Source organism: Paraburkholderia sp. UYCP14C (assembly GCF_004197395.1).
In the GTDB taxonomy this organism is placed as follows: Bacteria; Pseudomonadota; Gammaproteobacteria; order Burkholderiales; family Burkholderiaceae; genus Paraburkholderia.
In genome coordinates this window covers 1-20,092 of sequence record NZ_SELS01000023.1, presented here as the reverse complement: position 1 = coordinate 20,092, position 20,092 = coordinate 1, and the positions used below count along the sequence as shown (strand labels likewise).

The window sequence follows — 20,092 nt, the reverse complement described above, 5'->3', positions numbered from 1 at the left end:
TCGCACCGCGCGGATGATCCCGCAGCGCGCGCAACGCGCCATGCTACGCTGAGCCCCTTCTCATTCCCACGAGCGCGTGATGGCAAGCGAACCGTCAGACCGTTTTTCCACGCTCGGCGACACCGACACCGACGCAAGCATTCCGAAGCGCCGCGCGCGAGGCAGCCGCGAAATGCGTCTCGACGATCGCGTGGTGATCGCGCACGGCATGCCGACGCCGATATGGCAAGACCTCTATCACCGCGCGCTCGGCGTGCGCTGGCCGGTGTTCTTCGTGTCGCTCGGGCTGTTGTTCCTGCTGCTCAACACCGTGTTCGCCGCGCTCTACATGCTCGGCGACGCGCCGATCGCAAATCAGTTTCCGAAGGGCTTCGGCGGTGCGTTCTTCTTCAGCGTCGAAACGCTCGCGACGGTCGGCTACGGCGACATGCATCCGCAAACCGTGTACGCGCACTGGATCGCGACGCTCGAAATCTTCGTCGGCATGTCGAGCATCGCGTTGGCGACCGGGCTGATCTTCGCTCGCTTTTCGCGGCCGCACGCGAAGATCATGTTCGCGCGCTATGCGGTGATCCGGCCGATCGACGGCCGCATGACGTTGATGGTGCGCTCGGCCAACGCGCGTCAGAACGTGATCGCCGAGGCGCGCGCGCGGCTGCGCATCATGCGGCAGGAGACGTCGGTCGAAGGCTATACGCTGCGCAAGCTCTACGACCTCGCGCTGGTGCGCGACCAGCACCCGGTGTTCAAGCTCGGCTGGACGCTGATGCACATCATCGACGAAGCGAGTCCGCTGTTCGGCGAAGACGCCGAATCGTTGAAGGGCCGCGACGTGTCGCTGCTTCTGACGCTCGAAGGCATCGACGAATCGACGTCGCAAACCATGCAGGCGCGCCACATGTGGAACTGCGAGCAGATCGTCTGGCAGCACCGCTTCGTCGACATCATGAGCGAGCGCGACGGCGTGAGCCACATCGACTACGCGCACTTCGACGAGATCGTGCCGCTGGATGCGGCCCCGCTCGCACCGGACATCGCGGCGAACACGGCGCAATAGCAAGAGCCGGCGTCCCATTCGGCACCCCGCAAAAACCCAGGGCATACCCGGAGCGCGTCGCCGCGTGGCAAATCCGGCTCAAAAGCGGGCCGAAACGCGCGACTCATCGCGCCCATTCGCGCACGCCCGATTAAAGAAGAAATAATTCACTCGCACGAGCGCTAAAAAATAGAGTCTCTTTCGCTGCGCGATATTCGTGACCCCGTCACCCGCGCGCCGAGCCTGAATTTTGGAGACTCGCCCATGACCGCTCGCCTGCCCATCGACGGCACGCCCGCTCTCGCCGACTACAAGCTGTCCGACAATCTCACCGCCACGCGCGGCCGGATCTTTCTGACCGGCACCCAGGCGCTCGTGCGCCTCGCGCTGATGCAGCGCGCGCTCGACAAAAACCACGGCCTGAACACGGCCGGCTTCATCAGCGGCTATCGCGGCTCGCCGCTCGGCATGGTCGATCAGCAGTTGTGGAAGGCGAAAAAACTGCTCGCCGCGAGCGACATCCGCTTTCTGCCCGCGATCAACGAAGAACTCGGCGGCACTGCCGTGCTCGGCACGCAGCGCGTCGAAGCCGATCCCCAGCGCACCGTCGAAGGCGTGTTCGCGATGTGGTACGGCAAAGGCCCCGGCGTCGACCGCGCGGGCGACGCGCTGAAGCACGGCAACGCGTACGGCTCGTCGCCGCACGGCGGCGTGCTGGTGGTCGCGGGCGACGATCACGGCTGCGTGTCGTCGTCGATGCCGCATCAGAGCGACTTCGCGATGATGGGGTGGCACATGCCGGTCGTGAATCCGTCGAACATCGCGGACATGCTCGAATTCGGCCTGTACGGCTGGGCGTTGTCGCGCTTCTCGGGCGCGTGGGTCGGCTACAAGGCCATTTCGGAGACCGTCGAATCGGGCTCGACCGTCGATCTCGACGCGCTGCAAACCGAATGGACCGCTCCCCGGGAATTCGAAGCACCCGCCGGCGGCCTGCACAACCGCTGGCCCGATCTGCCGAGCCTGACGATCGAAGCGCGTCTGCACGCGAAGCTCGACGCGGTGCGCCAGTTTGCGCGCATGAACAGCATCGACAAATGGGTCGCGCCGAGCCCGCACGCGAACGTCGGCATCGTCACGTGCGGCAAGGCCCATCTCGATCTGATGGAAGCGTTGCGCCGGCTCGATCTGACGCTCGCCGATCTCGACGCGGCCGGCGTGCGGATCTACAAGGTCGGCCTGTCGTTTCCGCTGGAGATGACGCGCATCGACGCGTTCGTGTCGGGTCTTTCCGAAGTGCTCGTGATCGAAGAGAAGGGCCCTGTCATCGAGCAGCAGATCAAGGACTATCTGTACAACCGCACGCAGGGCATGCGGCCCGTCGTGATCGGCAAGCATGCCGAAGACGGCACGTTGCTGCTGTCGTCGCTCGGCGAATTGCGGCCGTCGCGCATTCTGCCGGTGTTCGCGAACTGGCTCGCGAAGCACAAGCCGGCGCTCGATCGCCGCGAACGCGTCGTCGATCTGGTCGCGCCGCAAATCCTGTCGAACGCGGCGGACAGCGTGAAGCGCACGCCGTACTTCTGCTCCGGCTGCCCGCACAACACGTCGACAAAAGTGCCGGACGGTTCGATCGCGCAGGCGGGCATCGGCTGCCATTTCATGGCGTCGTGGATGGAGCGCGACACCACCGGCCTGATCCAGATGGGCGGTGAAGGCGTCGACTGGGCCGCGCATTCGATGTTCACGAAAACGCGCCACGTGTTCCAGAATCTCGGCGACGGCACCTACTTCCACTCCGGCATTCTCGCGATTCGCCAGGCGGTCGCCGCGAAAGCGACGATCACCTACAAGATCCTCTATAACGACGCGGTCGCGATGACGGGCGGCCAGCCCGTCGACGGCAGCATCTCGGTGCCGCAGATCGCGCGTCAGGTCGAAGCCGAGGGCGTGTCGCGCTTCGTGGTGGTCAGCGACGAGCCCGAGAAATACGACGGCCATCACGGCCAGTTCCCGCAGGGCACGACGTTTCACCATCGCAGCGAGATGGACGCGGTGCAGCGCCAGTTGCGCGATACCGACGGCGTGACCGTGCTGATCTACGACCAGACCTGCGCGGCCGAGAAGCGCCGGCGTCGCAAGAAAGGCGAATTCCCCGATCCGAACAAGCGCCTCTTCATCAACGAGGAAGTCTGCGAAGGCTGCGGCGATTGCGGCGTGCAGTCGAACTGTTTGTCGGTCGAACCCGTGGAAACCGCGCTCGGCCGCAAGCGCCGCATCGATCAGTCGTCGTGCAACAAGGATTACTCGTGCGTGAACGGCTTCTGCCCGAGCTTCGTCACCGTCGAAAACGGTACGCTAAAAAAAGCCGCGGGCGCCGCGTTCGATCCGCAGGCGCTCACCGCCCACGTCAACGCGTTGCCGATTCCCGCGACGCAACTCGATGCCGCGCCGTACGACATCCTCATCACGGGCGTGGGCGGCACCGGCGTCGTGACGGTCGGCGCATTGATCAGCATGGCCGCGCATCTCGAAGGCAAGAGCGCGTCGGTGCTCGACTTCATGGGCTTCGCGCAGAAGGGCGGCTCGGTGCTGTCGTTCGTGCGCTTTGCGGCACGCGACGAATGGCTGAACCAGGTACGCATCGACACGCAGCAGGCCGACGTGCTGCTCGCCTGCGACATGGTGGTCGGCGCGAGCGCCGATGCATTGCAGACGGTGCGGCATGGCCGCACGCGCATCGTCGTCAACACGCATGCGATTCCGAACGCGAGCTTCGTGCAGAACCCGGACGCGACGCTGCATGCCGACGCGCTGATCGACAAGATGCGTCACGCGGCCGGCGCGGAGCGCATGTCGACGTGCGACGCGCAAGCGCTCGCAACGCGCTTTCTCGGCGATACGATCGGCGCGAACATTCTGATGCTCGGCTTCGCGTGGCAACTCGGTCTCGTGCCGGTGTCGTTCGCCGCGATGATGCGCGCGATCGAACTGAACAACGTCGCCGTGCAGATGAACCAGCTCGCGTTCTCGATCGGCCGTATGGCCGCGGCCGATCCCGCCGCGCTCGAATCGCTGTGGCAGTCGCGCCATGCGCTGAAGCCGAGCGTGCGCGTCGACACGCTCGACGAGTTGATCGCGCATCGCGAAGCACGTCTGCTCGCATATGGCGGCGCGGCTTATGTGAAGCGCTATCGCACGCTAGTCGATACGGCTCGCCGCGCGGAAACCGCCGTGGATGCGGCGAGCGAGCGCGTCACGCGCGCAGTCGCGACGACGTTCTATCGGCTGCTCGCGATCAAGGATGAATACGAAGTCGCGCGACTGCATACGGATGCCGCGTTCCGCGAAGCGCTCGAAGCGCAGTTCGAGGGCGCCGCCGGCAAGGACTTCACGATCCGCTTCAACCTCGCGCCGCCGACGCTCACGCGTGCGCAACCTGGTGCCGTGCCTACGAAGAAGACCTATGGTCAGTGGATGTGGCCCGTGCTCGGCCTGCTCGCGAAATGGCGCGGTCTGCGCGGCACGGCGCTCGATCCGTTCGGCCGCACGCTCGAGCGCAAGATGGAGCGCGAGCTCGCGAGCGATTACGAAACCACGCTGCAACGTGCGCTAGCGAAACTCGACGCGAGCTGTCTCGACGACGTCGCGAAACTCGCCGACCTGCATGCGCGTGTGCGCGGATATGGGCACGTGAAGCTGGCGAATCTGGCGGGGGTCAAGCGTGGCGAGCGTGACCTCGCTGCGCGCCTCGGCATCGATGCGGCGACTGGCGTCGCGGTGAAGAAGTCGCTCGAAGAGATGAAGGGCGCCGGGCAATTGCGCGGCATTCCGGTGGTGGTCGCGAAGTAATTCGTTACGCTGACTGTTTTCATTGCGTCGTGGCAACGAAACCCTGAAGCCGCTTCGGTTCAACGCCGAAGCGGCTTTTTTCTGCGCGCTCGAGTCTTCACGTGTCAGCGCTGCGTCGCGTCGAGCAACGCCTTGACCTGCGCGACCTTCGCCGGATCGACCGGCGCGAGCCCGTTGCCGTTTACGCGCACGCCCGAGCCGAAATGCACGGCCTCGACGTGCGTTTTGCTCACGAAGTCCGCGACCGCATCGACGGTCAAGCCGGCACCCGCGAGCACCGTGCAATGCGAGCCCGACGCTTGCCGCACCAGTTCGCTGACCTCGGCTCGCGCGTGCAGCACCGAGGGCTTTCCTCCCGAGGTCAGCACATTCGTCACCGCCTCAAAACCGAGCAATACGTCGATCGCTTCGCGCAGATCGCGCGCCTCGTCGAACGCGCGATGGAACGTGATCGCGAGTCCATCGGCAGCTTCGCATGCGCGCGCGAGACCCTCTCGGTCGATCGCCCGCTCCTCATCGAGCATGCCGATCACGATGCCGTTCGCGCCGGCAGCCTTGACAGCACGGATGTCGCGCAGCATCACGGTGTAGTCGTCAGCGTCGTAGACGAACGAGCGGCTATGCGGCCGCACGATCACGTTCACGGGGACGGCGACCGCGGACACCACCGCCTCGATCAACCCCACACTCGGCGTCAAGCCGCCCTCGCCCATCGCGGTCACGAGTTCGAGACGGTCGGCACCGGCCTCGGCGGCCGCGCGCGCATCGGCGACGGTCGTGGCAATCACTTCGAGCAGCACGGACATGAGCGCAACCTGGTGTCGTTGAAAACGACATCATGTCAGATGCGCGCGTCGCGTTCGTCCTCGACCCAATCGATATCGCCGCACAGCACACAGGTCTCGTTGCCGACCCGCGTCGCCACCGACAGCGTCACGCACGGCAACGCCTCGTTGATCGACAGATACGGCCGCGTCACGTGCACCCGCTCCGGCGCATTGATCGCGACGCTGAAGTACGGACGACGCAGCCAGTTCGCCCCCTGCGCATCGGCGAGCGGCAGGAAACGCGTTTCGTGCGCCGCTCGATCGGCGCGCAGCACGACGTTGCGGCCCGCCTGGCGGCCCTTCGCATCGAGCAGAAAACAGCGCGCCGCGTGATCGAGCGCAAGAAAATTCCAGCACACCTCGTCGAGCGGCTCACCGGCGGCGAGGCGCTCCGCGGCGCGCTCGAATGCGCGCAGATACGGCGCGAGCCGACTCGCGCTGCGCCGCTCGCGCGCCTCGGCCTGCTCGCGATAACGCTCGGTGACGTCGCCGATGCAAACCGCCGCGTGAATCGCATCGGCGAGACCCGGATTCGGCCGGCCAAAGAAAAAGCCCTGCACGAAGTCGGCATTGCAGGCGAGCGCCATCTGCGCTTCGTGCTCGGTTTCGACGCCCTCGATTAGCACGAGCTTGCCCGCCTCATGCAGCAGCGCTACGAGCCCCGGCAGGATCGTCGCCATATCGGCGCGATGCGCGGCATGCGACAGCATGATGCGGTCGAGCTTCACGATGTCGGGATTCAGTTGCCAGATCCGCTCGATGTTCGAATGGCCAGCGCCGAAATCATCGAGTGCGATCAGGAAGCCGCGCTCGCGGAACTCACGCACCGCGTCGGCGAGCCGGTCGAGATCTTCGGCGCTCTGCTCCAGCACTTCGAGCACCACGCGCCGCGGCGACAGATCGAGCCGCCGCAGATTCGCGAGCAAAGCCGCCGACAGATACGGGTCGGTCAGCACGCCCGGGTGCACGTTCAGAAACAACCATTCGCGTTCGGCCCCGAGCACCTTGAAGTTTTCCAGATGCAGCGTCTGCGCCAGCCGGTCGATCTGCAGCGCGTCGCCGAGGCGCGCGGCCTCGCCGAACACGTCGAGCGGCGACACCGCGCGATCGAGCGCGTCGTGCGCGCGCAGCAGGCCCTCATAGCCGACCGCGCGCAGATGCGACAGACTGAAAATCGGCTGGAACACGCTGGTGAGCGTCAGTTCGCCGTGCTGCACCGAATAGCGTTGAAGGCCCGAGGTCATCTCGACCTCGAAGCCGTGCGGCACGGTGGCCGCCCTGTCCTGTTGCGCAATCGTCATGCAATCCTCTCACGCGAGAGCCGGCGGGTCCGAATGCGAATGGCAACGAGACCGACGCCGGTGCTCAAAATGTGCGTCATCGTTACCGGTTAAGCAAGGTCCATGCGCACGCTGGCGCACACTGCGCTGTAACTCGCCCGAAAGACTGCAACCGGCGACAGTGCGCGTGCGCCGCCCGTGGGCGTAGCGCGCACCGTTGCGGTGCGCGGGCTCGCAGGCAGCGTCGCTGCGAGGCTCGCGGCAACTGCTCGCGCGGCCGGGCTACACTCGACCCTGCGCATCGCGCCCCTTCCCAGGACACCCCCGTTCATCCGCCCGGAACACACGATGGAAATTGTCTTTACCGTCCTGATCCTGCTGCTCGCCGTCGCCGCGTCCGGCGTGCTGACCCGCGCGCTGCCGTTCAAGCTGCCGCTGCCGCTCGTGCAGATCGCGATCGGCGCGATGCTCGCGTGGCCGCGCCTCGACTTGCACGTCGCGTTCGATCCGGAAATCTTCATGCTGCTGTTCATTCCGCCGCTGCTGTTCGCGGATGGCTGGCGCATCCCGAAGCGCGAGTTCTTCATGGCGCGCCGCTCGATTCTGATGCTCGCGCTCGGCCTCGTGTTCATGACGGTGCTGGTGGTCGGTCACTTCGTGCACGCGCTGGTGCCGCAGATCTCGCTGCCGGTCGCGTTCGCGCTCGCCGCGGTGCTGTCGCCGACCGATGCGGTCGCGCTGTCCGGCATCGCCGGCAAGGGCAAGATTCCCGGGCAGCTGATGCATATCCTCGAAGGCGAGGCGCTGATGAACGACGCGTCGGGACTCGTCGCGCTGAAGTTCGCGATCGCCGCCGCGCTGACCGGCGCGTTCTCGCTGCGTGCAGCGTCGGTGAGCTTCGTGATCATCGCGGTGGGCGGCCTCGCGGTCGGCGCGGCGGTGAGCGCCGTGTTCAGCTTCGTGTCCGCGCGCTTCCTGAATCTCACCGAGGACGGCGATCCCGCGCCCGGCGTCGTGATGACGCTGCTGATTCCGTTCGCCGCCTATCTGACCGCCGAGCGCTTCGAGCTGTCGGGCATTCTCGCCGCGGTCTCGGCCGGCATGATGATGAACTACGCGAGCATCGCGGAGAAATGGCAGGTCGCCTCGCGGGTGCGCGCATCGAGCACGTGGACGATGATCGAGTTCGTGTTCAACGGCATGGTGTTCATCATGCTCGGCCTGCAGTTTCCGCACATCCTGGGCCGCGCGTTGCTCGACGCGCACGAAACCAACGACGCGCAGGTCGCGCTGCTGATCGGCTATATCGTTGCGGTGGCGATCGCGTTGTACGCGATGCGCTTCGCGTGGGTGTGGCTGCTGCGCTGGTTCGCGAGCCGCCGCGCGACGAAACACGGCGTCGCGAACGCGGTGCCGGGGTTGCGCATGGCATCGGTGACGACGGTGGCCGGCGTGCGCGGCGCGGTGACGCTCGCGGGCGTGCTGTCGCTGCCCGAGGTGCTGCCGAACGGCACGCCGCTGCCGGGACGCGATCTCGCGATCTTCATCGCGTCGGGCGTGATTCTGCTGTCGCTGCTGGTGGCGGTGGCCGCGTTGCCGCTGCTGCTGCGCGGCTGGCGGCGCGGCAAGGATCCGCATGCGGCCGAAGAAGCGCTCGCGCGTGCGCTCGCCGCGCAGTCGGCGATTCGCGCGATCGATCATCTGCACGACACCGAATGCGCGGATCTCGACGAATCGGCGCAGGCCTATGCGACCGATGTGACCGCGCGCGTGATGGACCTGTATCGCCGCCGCCTCGCGACACTCGACGACGAACAGGCACCCCGCGAACTCGCGCGCCGCGCCGATGCGCTCGAATTCCGCATGAAGCTCGCGGCGATGCGCGCGGAGCGCAAGACCCTGCTCGATTTGCGCGACACCCAGCGCATCAACGACGAGACGATGAACAAACTGATGCGTGAGGTGGATCTGTCGGAGACGGCGCTGACCGCGCGCAAGAGGTAGGGGCTACTGCATCAGCATCGGCACCGTCGCCTGGAACGCCGGTGCCGATAGAAAAAGCTCAGGCCACCGGCCCTTGCGTCGGCTTTCTTCTCAACAGCGCGTACAGGATGATCGCGCCGAACGTCGCGGTGCCGATGCCGCCGAGCCCGAAGCCGCCGAGCTTCAGCGAGAAGTCGCCGGCGCCGAGCACGAGCGTGACGGCAGCGACGATCAGATTACGGTTGTCGGAGAAGTCGACCTTGTTGACGACCCAGATGCGCGCGCCCGTCACCGCGATCAGCCCGAACACGACGATCGACACACCGCCCAGCACCGGTCCCGGAATCGTCTGGATCACCGCGCCGAACTTCGGCGAGAAGCCGAGCACCAGCGCGATCAACGCGGCGATCACGAACACCAGCGTCGAATAGATCTTCGTGACCGCCATCACGCCGATGTTCTCCGCGTACGTGGTCACGCCGGTGCCGCCCGCAAAGCCGGACACGATCGTCGCGAGCGCGTCGCCGATAAATGCGCGGCCGATGTAGCGGTCGAGGTTCTGGCCCGTCATCGCGCTGACGGCCTTGATGTGGCCGAGGTTTTCGGCGACGAGGATCACCGCGATCGGCGCGAGCAGCGTCATCGCGTGCGGGTCGAACACCGGCGACATGAAGTGCGGCATGCCGAACCACGCGGCGTTCGCGACGATCGAAAAATCGATCGGCTTGCCCATGCCGAGGCCGTTCGTGAGAATCGCGTAAATCACGTAGGCGAGCAGCAGGCCGACCAGGATCAGCAGACGCTGCAGCATGCCGCGCGTGAACACCGCGACCGCGCCGACGCACAGCACCGTCACGAGCGCCATCCACGACTCGAAATTGCTGCCACTCACGCCATGCACGGCGATCGGCGCGAGGTTCAAACCGATCACGCAGACGATCGCGCCGGTCACGACCGGCGGCATCAGCGTCTCGATCCAGGCCGTGCCGACCACCGACACGATCAGGCCGATCACCCCATACGCGACGCCGCACGCGATGATGCCGCCCAACGCGACCGGAATGTTCGGGTTCGCGCCGTGTCCGCCGTAGCCGGTCACCGCGATCACGAGGCCGATGAACGCGAAGCTCGAACCGAGATAGCTCGGCACGCGGCCGCCGACCAGCACGAAGAACAGCAAGGTGCCGATCCCCGACATGAAGATGCACAGGTTCGGATCGAAGCCCATCAGCAGCGGCGCGAGCACGGTCGAGCCGAACATCGCGACGACGTGCTGGATGCCCATCGCGAACATCTGCGGCCAGGCGAGCCGTTCGTCGATGCCGACGATGCCGCCCTCGGCGGCGGCAGGCTGGCGGCGCCAGCGGGGGAAATAGGATGCGGCCATCGCGGGGATTCTCCTCAGGGTCGGCGTGGTATGTGCGGCTTGGTGTATGCCGATCACGCGCTGCGGCGTGGGTCCGGCAGAGTTACGCGCGAGTTTACGGAGAGCAATAAGGGCTGGCAAGCAGGCCGGCAAGGGGCCCAGCAAATGAGCGGTGGGAGCGGGTTGGGAAGCGGCTTGGGAAGCGGGTTGGGAAGCGGGCGATGAAACCGGGTATGAAACCGGCCATGAAGCGGACTGTGGGGTAGGCCCCGAAGTGCGCCGAAAAGCGCACCCCGAGGGGCGTCAACTCGCGCCGCGCGCGTCCGTCTCCGGCGTGACCGCGGCGCGGTCCCGCGAGGCGTTGTCTGTCGTCTCGCCAAACGCCATCACCCGATTACGGCCGGCATCCTTCGCGTGATACAGCGCTTCGTCGGCTGCGTCGACGAGCGCGCGGCTCGTCGCGATCGCCGTGCCCTGCGCGGTCGCGATTCCCGCGCTCACCGTCAGCACGTGGTGCGCGCTCGCCACATGGCGGCATTGCAGTGCCTGCACCGCCGCGCGAATCTGCTCGGCGATCCGCTGCGCGCCCGCCGTATCGGTGTCCGGCAGCAGCACCGCGAACTCCTCGCCGCCGAAGCGCGCGGCAGTGTCGCCCGGGCGCCGCACGTTCTGCGCGATGCAGCGCGCGACGCCGATCAGCGCTTCGTCGCCGGCCGGATGGCCGTACAGGTCGTTGAAACCCTTGAAGTTGTCGACGTCGATCAGCAGCAGCGACAGCGGCCAGCCGTTGCGCTGCGCGCGCCGCCATTCTTCGTTCACGTGCTCCTCGAATGCGCGGCGGTTGTTCAGGCCGGTCAGGCCGTCGGTGCGAGCCAGCTCGCGCAGCTCGTCCTCGGCCGCGCGGCGCAGGCGCAACTGCCGTGAGAACAGGATCGCCAGCGCGATGATCGACACGTCGAGCGCGACAATCAGCGTGCCGATGATCCATGCGCGCCGCCGCCACTCGACGTAGATGTCGCGCGTCGACAGCGCGACGTCGAGGATCAGCGGATAGACGTCGATATGGCGGAACGCGTACCAGCGCTCGACGCGATCGATCGCCGCGGTGCCGAAGAAGTCGCCGCTCGGCTGTTTGACGAAGCGCGAGTAGTTGGCCGTGCCGGTCAGATTGATGCCGATCGTTTTCGAATCGTAAGGACGGCGCATCAACATCGTGCCGTCGCTGAGCATCAACGCCATCGAGCCGCTCGGCCCGAGCTTCATGCCGTCGAACAGCCGATGGAAATAGGTGAGGCGCAGCGTGCCGACCACCACCCCGCCGAAGCTGCCGTCCGGCTTCGAAATGCGCCGGCTCAGCGCGATGCGCAGGTCCTCGTCGGAGCCGCTCGGGCTGAACGGATGGCTGATGTAGAGGCCGACGTCGGGCGCAGCGCGCTGCGCCTTGAAGTAATCGCGGTCGGCATGGTTACTGGCGCGCGGCGGCCACGAGCTTGAATCGAAACGCACGTTGCCGTTCTCGTCGAGCACGAATACCGAGCCCATGTCTTTGGCGCTGATCGAGCCGTCGAACAGCACCATCTGGCGGATCTCCGGCGGCAGATCGAGCACGCCCGGCTGCTTCAGTCCGTCGATCACCGTGCGCAGCGAGAGGTCGTAGATCTCGAGATTGCGCGACACGTCGCGCTCGACCAGCAGGGATATGTTGCCGACGGAGTCCTGCGCGCGCCGCAACGCGTCTTCGCGCATCTGTGCGAGCAGCGACACGGCGATCGCGAGGATCGCCCCCGCCAGCAAGACGCTGATCGCAATCACGTTGTTCGGTCGGCGCGTCATCATGCGTTTTTTCGTTCTGACATGCGCTGCAAGTCGCGCGTGAAGAAGCGGCCGCGTCCCGGCAATAACCGTCAAAGACGCGACCTACGAGAGACGTTAGCGTAGCAGACCTGGCGCACCTGCAAACGTTTGCAAGGACAGATTTTTGCCCTTCCGGGCAAAAACGGCGCGCCAGAATCCCCGTCCGGCGGGCGTTTGCGCCCGATCGCCAGATTATCCAGCCGTCCCCAATTAATCGGATAGCAAATGCATATTGGCTGGATAGTTGGCCTCGTCATTTGGGTATTCAATCGAGCCTGTCACGTTCAACCGATTGGACACAAGGAGAGAGACACATCATGAGCGAGAAACGCAGCGCCTCGGAATGGCGCGAATTCGTTAGCGGCTGTCTGGACTTCCGCCCGGCGGAAGGCGTGTACCGGATTGCCCGGGAAATGTTCACCGAGCCCGAGCTGTTCTCGCTCGAGATGGAGCACATCTTCGAAAAGGCCTGGATCTATGCGTGCCACGAAAGCGAAATCGCCAACAAGAACGATTTCGTGACGATGCGCGCCGGGCGCCAGCCGCTGATCATCTCGCGCGACAGCGCCGGCAACCTGAACGCGATGATCAACGCGTGCCAGCACCGCGGCGCGACGCTCACGCGGATGACCAAGGGCAACCAGTCGACCTTCACGTGCCCGTTCCATGCGTGGTGCTACAAGAACGACGGCCGCCTCGTGAAGGTGAAGGCGCCCGGCGAATACTGCGACGACTTCGACAAGTCGGTGCGCGGCCTGAAGAAAGCGCGCATCGCGAGCTACAAAGGCTTCGTGTTCGTGAGCCTCGACGTCGACGGCACCGACACGCTCGAAGACTATCTCGGCGACTCGCGGATCTTCTTCGACATGATGGTCGCGCAATCGCCGACCGGTGAGCTCGAAGTGCTGCCCGGCAAGTCGACCTACACGTTCGACGGCAACTGGAAGCTGCAGAACGAAAACGGACTCGACGGCTATCACGTGAGCACCGTGCACTACAACTACGTAGCGACCGTGCAATACCGCCACGAGTCGAACGCGAAGAAAGGCGAGACGCCGGGCGGCACGCTCGACTACAGCAAGCTCGGCGCCGGCGACAACGAAACCGACGACGGCTGGTTCGCGTTCAAGAATGGCCACAGCGTGCTGTTCAGCGACATGCCGAACCCCGAAGTGCGTCCCGGCTACGCGAGCGTGATGCCGCGTCTCGTCGAAGCCTACGGCCAGGGCAAAGCCGAATGGATGATGCACCGGCTGCGCAACCTGAACGTCTACCCGAGCCTGTTCTTCATGGATCAGATCAGCTCGCAGCTGCGCATCGTGCGGCCGGTCGCATGGAACAAGACCGAGGTTATCAGCCAGTGCATTGGCGTGAAGGGCGAGTCGCCGGAGGATCGAGAAAACCGCATCCGCCAGTTCGAAGACTTCTTCAACGTGTCCGGCATGGGCACCCCCGACGACCTCTGTGAATTCCGCGAGCAGCAGCGCGGCTTCCAGGCGCGGCTCGAACGCTGGAGCGACATTTCGCGCGGTCATCACAAGTGGGAAAGCGGCACGACCGCGAACACCACGCTGCTCGGCATCGCGCCGAACCTGACCGGCACCGAGCTGACCCACGAAGGGCTCTACGTGAACCAGCACGGCACGTGGCGCGACACGATCCTCAAGGGTCTCGACAAATCCATCGAATCGCAGGGAGAGCAGGCATGAGCCAACTCCAATACTCCGTCGAGCAGTTCCTGTATCTGAAGGCTGATCTGTGCGACAAGCAGCAATGGGACGAATACCTCGACCTGTTCGATCCGCAAAGCGTTTTTCACGTGCCCCAGTGGGACTCCGAGCATGTGTACACGACCGACCCGAAGCAAGGCATGTCGCTGATTTACTACTCGGACCGCTCCGGACTCGAAGACCGTGTGTTCCGCCTGCGGACCGGCAAGTCCGCCGCGTCGACGCCGATGCCGCGCACGATGCATCAGATCAGCAACGTGCGTCTGACCGAGCGCGAAGATGCGAGCGTCGAAGCGAACGTGAACTGGTCGACAATGTACACGCGTCACGGCACGACCGACTACTTCTACGGCCGCGCGGTGTACGACCTGCAAGCGTCGGGCGATAGCTGGAAGATCACGCGCAAGCATGTGCTGCTGCTGAACGACCACATCAACGCGGTGCTGGATTTCTACCATCTGTAAGCCGGGAGCACGACGATGAAACATAAAGTCGCGTTGAACTTTGCCGATGGCAAGACCGCGTTCTTCGATGTGAGCCCGAACGAGCTGCTGCTCGACGCGGCGCTGAAGAACGGCGTGAACATTCCGCTCGACTGCCGCGAAGGCGTGTGCGGCACCTGCCAGGGGCGCTGCGAATCGGGCGACTACGAGCTCGATTACGTCGATGAAGAAACGCTCAGTGAAGAAGACCTCGCGCAGCGCAAGGTCCTGTCGTGCCAGACGCGTGTGAAGTCGGATGCGTCGTTCTACTTCGACTTCGACTCGACGCTGTTCGAAGGTGCCGGCACGAGCAGCGTGTCTGCGCAGGTGGTCGGTGTGGAGCTGGTGTCGAAGACGACCGCGATTCTGCGCGTCGATGCGAGCGCACATGCCCGTCAGCTTGATTTTCTGCCGGGCCAGTATGCGCGCGTGAAAGTGCCGGGCACCGAAGACTGGCGCTCCTACTCGTTCGCGAATCACCCGAACGCGCGCAACGAGCTGCAATTCCTGATCCGTCTGCTGCCCAACGGCGCAATGAGCAACTATCTGCGCGAGCGCTGCAAGGTCGGCGATACGATCGAGTTCGAAGCGCCGCTCGGCGCGTTCTATCTGCGTCAGGTCGAGCGCCCGCTCGTGCTGGTCGCGGGTGGCACGGGGCTTTCCGCCTTCCTCGGGATGCTCGACGACATCTCGGCGAAACGCAATGTCGCGCATCCGGTGCATCTGTACTACGGCGTCACGAATGCGGCCGATCTGTGCGAGACCGAGCGCATCAACGGCTACAAAGCCAGTATCGAAGGATTCGCGGTCGAGACGGTCGTGATGAATCCGGCGCCGGAATGGTCGGGAAAGACCGGGCTGATTCCCGAGCATTTCGACCGCTCGTTCCTCGAATCGAACGGCTTCGACATGTACGTGTGCGGACCACCGCCGATGGTCGAGGCGATCAAGACCTGGCTCACCGAGCAGGGTATTCAGGATTACCGGCTGTTTTACGAGAAGTTCGGCGAGAGCAACGCGCGATAAAGCGTGCTTCGCAGGCAGGTCTCTGTTGGTCCCGTTTCGTCGCGTGAGCGATAGGACGGGATTTTTTTATTCGCGGGTGCTTCTTTCGAGGATTTAACGCCGCGCAGCGCGCTTCAGCGTCTCGGAAGGTGATTCGCCGAACAGTGCCTTGTATTCGGTCGAGAAGCGGCCAAGATGCGACATCCCCCAGCCCAGCGCCACCGACGAGATATTGCGCACCGAGCGGTCTTCGAGAATATCGCGACGTGCGGATTCGAGCCGGTAGCGCTTTAGATATCCGATCGGCGCGCAGCCGAAATATTGGCGGAAACCTTCGAACAGTTTGAAGCGTGACACGCCGGACGCGCGCTCGATGTCTTCGAGCGTGATCGGCTCGCGAGCGTTGTCGTGAATGAACTGTCGGGCGCGGGTCAGGTAATGCGGGGGTGTCGGGGCGGACGCGTTGGCTAGCTGTTCTGAGTAGTTATGCGGCTGCGACAGCAGTAGGCCCTTGAGCAACGTTAGTTCGAATTCGGTCGACATGTAGAGCTGGCCCAGCGATGGTCCGGAGCGCTCCATTTCGCCGGCCAGGAATTTGACCATGCGCCACCATGAGGCCTGGTCGCCGGCGGCCGCATTCATGTCGGGTTGGAATACGAGAGGGGCTTCGACTGGGCGGTGCAGCATCGTCTGTAGCACTTGCTGAAGCGCGGAGCGGGGGATCGCTACGTGCAGCTTGCGGCAGTTGCCGGTGATTGTGAGATCTTGCGATTCCTGGGGACTGACGATCAGGCCGCAGTCTTGATCCGATAGCCATCTCTTGCCGTGTGCGGCGAGTTCTTGCTCGCCGATTATCGGGAGGCTCACGCTGTAGCAGTTCAGGGGGCTGTTTTCGTTCACCGCTACAGTTACGTCGGTGCCGTATTCGACGTAGCCGATCGTTGTTGCCATCGCGCGGAGGATGGTGCCGGATTGGTGGAAGCGCAGGCGCTCCGGGTGGCTGACTTGTAGGCCGTGGGGGCCGCAGATGGACGCCATCCAGTCGCGGGCGCCGTTTAGGTCGCTTAGGGCAGCGCGGAGGTCACGGGTGGTGGGGTCTGGAGTTGGTCGCATATGCAGAAAGCGAACTACCGAGGAGGCGCGCCGCAAGGGCATCCATCGGGCGCAAAACGGAGGACATGATGGGGTTCGGTAAGCCTACCTCAACCGTGCCCGCTCCGGGCGGGTGAATAAAATATTGTCCGTCGGTAGAACACCGCTGTGCCCGCACAGGGATTTCGCTGGCCACTGAGATCGAGCTGGAGTTAAGTCGGAAGGCAAAGCAATTCGTCACGCATTTAAATACGCGCAAAGCCGTGCAAGCTGCGATTTTCTGCGAGCATTGTCTCGTCGGTTGCGCGGAAACGCAGCGCGGCGGTCGGCCGGATAGTCGGCGCGATACCGGACATCAGCGATAGCTCGACGAACATTGCGAATATCACGGGCATCGTCGAAGTCATTGCGCTCCAGCCCAACATCGTCGCGCTGAACGCGGCCGTGGAAGCGGCGCGCCGACGAGCAGGGACGCGGTTTCGCGGTAGTCGCGCAAGCAAGCTGCGCGGCCTCGCGCAAAGCTGCTGGAGCGCGGCCAAGGAGATCGAGAAGCTGATCGAGACGTCGCTCGACGGAATCCTCGACGGCGCTCGTCGGCGAAGCGGGGAGGACGATGAGCGTAGTCATGCACGCCATCGCACGCGAGACCGACATCATGGCGGAGATCGCGGCGATATCGAGTGAGCAGAGTCGTGGCATCGAACAGGTCAATCTCGCGATCACTCAGATGGACAAAATTGCGCAGAAGAATGCGGTGCTGGTTAAGCAGGTGGCAGCAACGCGTGCGGTAGAGAATCAGGGGCAGCGAGTGTTTGAGGTGGCGGCGCTCGTTAAGGTGGTCGGGGTGGAGTGCGAGGGATGGCTGGCGTTTACGGGGTCGGGCGCCGCCGCTGCCTCGGCTACGGCTACGGTTACGGTTACGGCTACGGCTCAATCCTTCCGGTAGGATGAGAAGCATAGCCAAATGCCAGAGTCACCATCGTGCCAATTCCCGACTATCAAACACTGATGCTTCCTGTACTACGTATTGCTGCGGACGGTAAAGAACATCGCTTTCGTGACGTAGTTGAAGAACTCGCGACAGCATTCCAGGTTACCGATGAAGAGCGCAATGCCTTGCTACCCAGTGGGACAGCTTCCCTCTTTGATAATCGGGTTGGCTGGGCCAGGACTTATCTGAAACAGGCTGGCACAATTGAATCTCAAAAACGTGGGTACTTCAAAATCACGGAACGCGGAAAAAAGCTGCTGGCCGAGAATCCCTCACAATTGGACAACGCCACGCTTAAGCAATACCCTGAATTTGTGGCGTTCATGCTGCGAAAAAGCGAGCAGATTTCAGCGGGCACAAGTCCAGCAGCGCCGCCCTGTATGCCATCCATCGAACCTGAATCCAATGACTCAACACCTGAGGAACTGCTCGCTCAGGCATACCAGCGGCTGAGAAATAACCTTGAAAAGGAACTGCTAGACCAAGTCAAATTGTCGACCCCGGTGTTCTTTGAACGACTGGTGATCGATCTTCTGGTGGCAATGGGGTACGGTGGTTCCCGTGAAGATGCCGGTCGTGCGATAGGGCGAACTGGAGACGGTGGAATCGACGGCATCATCAAGGAAGACAAGCTCGGCTTGGACCTGATCTTTGTTCAAGCCAAGCGCTGGGAAGGAACAGTCGGACGACCTGAAATTCAAAAATTCGCGGGTGCTCTTCAAGGACAACGGGCAAACAAGGGGGTTTTCATAACGACCTCGGATTTCTCGAGGGAGGCCGAAGAGTTTGCAAGCATAATCTCATCGAAGATTATCCTTGTACGCGGCGAGCAACTGGCGAGGTTGATGGTTGATCACAACGTTGGAGTATCGCCCGTCAGCCGGTACGAGCTAAAGAAGATCGACTCCGATTACTTTGAAGGGGATGTCACGTAGTAACTTGTTGCGTCGCTGCCTAAGTTTCCGACTTCGCATCAGCAGTGCTGGCGCCCCCTTGCATCTCTTCCCAACGCCGCTGGATGTGATCCTCGCGTTGCGATTCATTGTCCTTCTCCGCTGGTTGTTGTAATTTTTGGCGGATTCCAGATACGGAAGTGCGTCGAAGAATTGACCGTGCAACGAACCCACGTCATCTCCTCGGAATCAGACAGGCAACTGTCTGCCACCCTGATATCACCAAGGCCTTCAAATCAGACGGCAACGAAGGTAACTTCCAAATGATTAAACCGGCCTAGGTGGCCGGTTTTAAAGGAAGTTCGTCGCGAGGAGGAGGATCGAACTCCCGACCTTCGCATTGCGAACGCGACGCTCTCCCAGCTGAGCTACCGCCCTTCATCAAAAAAATCAGTAAGTTACCCCATGCACCGTTCGTAGCAAGACCGGTTTGTCACCCTGCTGTCACCCTTGGAGTAGTGATGGCAACGATTCGACAACGTAATGACCGCTGGCAGGCAATCGTGAAGCGGAAAGGCCACCCGGTCCTCACGAAGACCTTTGACCTTAAAAAAGACGCGGAACGGTGGTCCCGAGAGCAGGAACGACTTATCGACACGGGACTATATGTTGATGATTTCAAGGAACGTGAAACGACGTTGACGCAACTCCTCGACCGGTACGCTACCGAAGTGAGTAGCGGAAAACGCGGAAGTCGCGCCGAATCCTACAGAATTGAAAGCTTCAAGAAACTCGGTCTCGCAAAGCACGCCCTTTCGGCAATAACGCCGCAGATGGTCGCGTCATGGCGTGACGCCCGCCTGCACGAAGTTTCTTCCGGCACGGCACTGCGAGAGCTTCAACTGCTTGGGCACATTTTCAGCATCGCAATGCGGGAATGGGGTTTCCGGCTTCAAAGCAACCCCGTTAGCCTTATCAGGAAGCCACGATCCGGCAAAGCCCGCGACCGCGTGTTGACGCCAGCAGAAAGGGCTGCCCTTATCTCGGCTTGCGGTCAGTGCCATAACCCGTGGATCAGGCCCGTCGTGATATTCGCGCTTGAAACCGCTGCACGACGCGGCGAAATCCTTTCAGTGACATGGGACGACGTTGATTTGGCACGCCGCACGGCGACCCTACAGGCGACAAAGGCCGGGCAGCCGCGAAGGATTCCTCTATCCACAGCATGCGTCACCATGCTTGAAGCATTACCGCGCAGTCTCGACGGACGTGTCTTCCCTGTATCGATGGAAACGGTTAAGCAAGCATACGAACGGGCGGTGGTGCGGGCCGGTATCGCCAACTTCACATTCCACGATCTCAGACACGACGCGCTGACAAGACTGGCAAAGCAGGGCCTTTCGATTCTGGAACTTCGCGCCATATCCGGTCACACAACCGCCAACATGCTTCAACGGTACGTATCGATTGACGCTGGCGAACTGGCAATGAAGCTCGGCTGAACGTAGCCAGAACACCAAGGCAATGTGGTCCATCGTTGAGTGGGCGGTGGACAGATGACGAACCCGTCCGACGTTCAAGTTTCGTCGTCGGGCGGCCGTGTGCTGAAATCAATGCTGACGATCCCCGATGGGCAGTTCAAACTCCTCCACTTGCGGGCGGCTAAATTCCCCCAGGCAGGACGAGCGGATTATGCGTCGG

General features: G+C 63.3%; 15 protein-coding genes. 10 read left to right on the top strand and 5 right to left on the bottom strand.

Annotation, left to right across the window (positions count from 1 at the left end):
• Positions 1-79 precede the first annotated feature (79 nt).
• Positions 80-1,057, top strand: a complete 978-nt coding sequence (locus EVC45_RS21555; protein WP_129960266.1) for an ion channel — start codon at positions 80-82, stop codon at positions 1,055-1,057.
• A 243-nt stretch (positions 1,058-1,300) separates the two neighbouring features.
• The gene (locus EVC45_RS21550) at positions 1,301-4,888 is read left to right on the top strand and encodes an indolepyruvate ferredoxin oxidoreductase family protein (protein WP_129960265.1); all 3,588 of its coding nucleotides are present in this window, start codon (positions 1,301-1,303) and stop codon (positions 4,886-4,888) included.
• A gap of 104 nt (positions 4,889-4,992) precedes the next feature.
• Here the strand turns inward: EVC45_RS21550 and EVC45_RS21545 are convergent, their stop codons facing one another.
• A complete protein-coding gene (locus EVC45_RS21545; RefSeq protein WP_129960264.1) occupies positions 4,993-5,694 on the bottom strand; it encodes a copper homeostasis protein CutC in 702 nt (233 codons plus the stop codon).
• A gap of 35 nt (positions 5,695-5,729) precedes the next feature.
• Positions 5,730-7,016, bottom strand: coding sequence for an EAL domain-containing protein (locus tag EVC45_RS21540; protein ID WP_129960263.1), 1,287 nt, complete (start codon positions 7,014-7,016; stop codon positions 5,730-5,732).
• Between the two features lie 327 nt (positions 7,017-7,343).
• Here EVC45_RS21540 and EVC45_RS21535 point away from each other — a divergent pair, with 327 nt between their 5' ends.
• Positions 7,344-8,999: a Na+/H+ antiporter gene (locus tag EVC45_RS21535; protein WP_129960262.1), complete on the top strand. Its 1,656-nt coding sequence runs from the start codon at positions 7,344-7,346 to the stop codon at positions 8,997-8,999.
• A gap of 58 nt (positions 9,000-9,057) precedes the next feature.
• On the opposite strand, the gene EVC45_RS21530 is transcribed toward EVC45_RS21535, so the two are convergent.
• On the bottom strand, positions 9,058-10,365 hold the full coding sequence (locus EVC45_RS21530; RefSeq protein WP_129960261.1) for a solute carrier family 23 protein: 1,308 nt from the start codon (positions 10,363-10,365) through the stop codon (positions 9,058-9,060).
• Between the two features lie 282 nt (positions 10,366-10,647).
• Positions 10,648-12,180 (bottom strand): sensor domain-containing diguanylate cyclase, encoded by a 1,533-nt coding sequence (locus EVC45_RS21525; protein ID WP_129960260.1) that lies wholly within the window; start codon positions 12,178-12,180, stop codon positions 10,648-10,650.
• Positions 12,181-12,515: 335 nt separating this feature from the next.
• On the opposite strand from EVC45_RS21525, the gene antA reads away from it, so the two are divergent.
• Genes antA through antC form a run of 3 tightly spaced genes read left to right on the top strand, consistent with a single transcriptional unit; the run spans position 12,516 to position 15,436 of the window.
• On the top strand, positions 12,516-13,907 hold the full coding sequence (antA, locus tag EVC45_RS21520) for an anthranilate 1,2-dioxygenase large subunit (protein ID WP_129960259.1): 1,392 nt from the start codon (positions 12,516-12,518) through the stop codon (positions 13,905-13,907).
• Positions 13,904-14,392 (top strand): anthranilate 1,2-dioxygenase small subunit, encoded by a 489-nt coding sequence (gene antB / locus EVC45_RS21515; protein WP_129960258.1) that lies wholly within the window; start codon positions 13,904-13,906, stop codon positions 14,390-14,392. Before antA ends, antB begins: the two co-directional genes overlap by 4 nt.
• A 15-nt stretch (positions 14,393-14,407) precedes the next feature.
• Positions 14,408-15,436: an anthranilate 1,2-dioxygenase electron transfer component AntC gene (antC, locus tag EVC45_RS21510; RefSeq protein ID WP_129960257.1), complete on the top strand. Its 1,029-nt coding sequence runs from the start codon at positions 14,408-14,410 to the stop codon at positions 15,434-15,436.
• A gap of 93 nt (positions 15,437-15,529) precedes the next feature.
• Here antC and EVC45_RS21505 read toward each other — a convergent pair whose 3' ends face one another.
• Complete coding sequence (locus tag EVC45_RS21505) at positions 15,530-16,453, bottom strand: AraC family transcriptional regulator (protein WP_129960256.1); 924 nt, start codon at positions 16,451-16,453, stop codon at positions 15,530-15,532.
• A gap of 303 nt (positions 16,454-16,756) precedes the next feature.
• Between EVC45_RS21505 and EVC45_RS46820 the strand changes: the two genes are divergently transcribed.
• From EVC45_RS46820 to EVC45_RS21485, 4 genes are all read left to right on the top strand, one after another.
• On the top strand, positions 16,757-17,191 hold the full coding sequence (locus tag EVC45_RS46820) for a methyl-accepting chemotaxis protein (RefSeq protein ID WP_306770784.1): 435 nt from the start codon (positions 16,757-16,759) through the stop codon (positions 17,189-17,191).
• Positions 17,133-17,453 (top strand): hypothetical protein, encoded by a 321-nt coding sequence (locus EVC45_RS46815; RefSeq protein WP_136624679.1) that lies wholly within the window; start codon positions 17,133-17,135, stop codon positions 17,451-17,453. Before EVC45_RS46820 ends, EVC45_RS46815 begins: the two co-directional genes overlap by 59 nt.
• A 35-nt stretch (positions 17,454-17,488) precedes the next feature.
• Positions 17,489-18,433 (top strand): restriction endonuclease, encoded by a 945-nt coding sequence (locus EVC45_RS21495; protein WP_129960255.1) that lies wholly within the window; start codon positions 17,489-17,491, stop codon positions 18,431-18,433.
• A 479-nt stretch (positions 18,434-18,912) separates the two neighbouring features.
• Positions 18,913-19,893: a site-specific integrase gene (locus tag EVC45_RS21485; RefSeq protein ID WP_129960254.1), complete on the top strand. Its 981-nt coding sequence runs from the start codon at positions 18,913-18,915 to the stop codon at positions 19,891-19,893.
• Positions 19,894-20,092 lie beyond the last annotated feature (199 nt).

Excerpts from the sequence above, each read along its gene's own strand:
- EVC45_RS21545 (WP_129960264.1), bottom strand. The coding sequence starts at position 5,694 with ATGTCCGTGCTGCTCGAAGTGATTGCCACGACCGTCGCCGATGCGCGC.
- antA (WP_129960259.1), top strand. The coding sequence starts at position 12,516 with ATGAGCGAGAAACGCAGCGCCTCGGAATGGCGCGAATTCGTTAGCGGC.
- EVC45_RS21535 (WP_129960262.1), top strand. The coding sequence starts at position 7,344 with ATGGAAATTGTCTTTACCGTCCTGATCCTGCTGCTCGCCGTCGCCGCG.
- EVC45_RS21530 (WP_129960261.1), bottom strand. The coding sequence starts at position 10,365 with ATGGCCGCATCCTATTTCCCCCGCTGGCGCCGCCAGCCTGCCGCCGCC.
- antB (WP_129960258.1), top strand. The coding sequence starts at position 13,904 with ATGAGCCAACTCCAATACTCCGTCGAGCAGTTCCTGTATCTGAAGGCT.
- EVC45_RS21525 (WP_129960260.1), bottom strand. The coding sequence starts at position 12,180 with ATGATGACGCGCCGACCGAACAACGTGATTGCGATCAGCGTCTTGCTG.
- antC (WP_129960257.1), top strand. The coding sequence starts at position 14,408 with ATGAAACATAAAGTCGCGTTGAACTTTGCCGATGGCAAGACCGCGTTC.
- EVC45_RS21505 (WP_129960256.1), bottom strand. The coding sequence starts at position 16,453 with ATGGCGTCCATCTGCGGCCCCCACGGCCTACAAGTCAGCCACCCGGAG.
- EVC45_RS21485 (WP_129960254.1), top strand. The coding sequence starts at position 18,913 with ATGGCAACGATTCGACAACGTAATGACCGCTGGCAGGCAATCGTGAAG.
- EVC45_RS46815 (WP_136624679.1), top strand. The coding sequence starts at position 17,133 with ATGCACGCCATCGCACGCGAGACCGACATCATGGCGGAGATCGCGGCG.
- EVC45_RS21540 (WP_129960263.1), bottom strand. The coding sequence starts at position 7,016 with ATGACGATTGCGCAACAGGACAGGGCGGCCACCGTGCCGCACGGCTTC.
- EVC45_RS21550 (WP_129960265.1), top strand. The coding sequence starts at position 1,301 with ATGACCGCTCGCCTGCCCATCGACGGCACGCCCGCTCTCGCCGACTAC.
- EVC45_RS21555 (WP_129960266.1), top strand. The coding sequence starts at position 80 with ATGGCAAGCGAACCGTCAGACCGTTTTTCCACGCTCGGCGACACCGAC.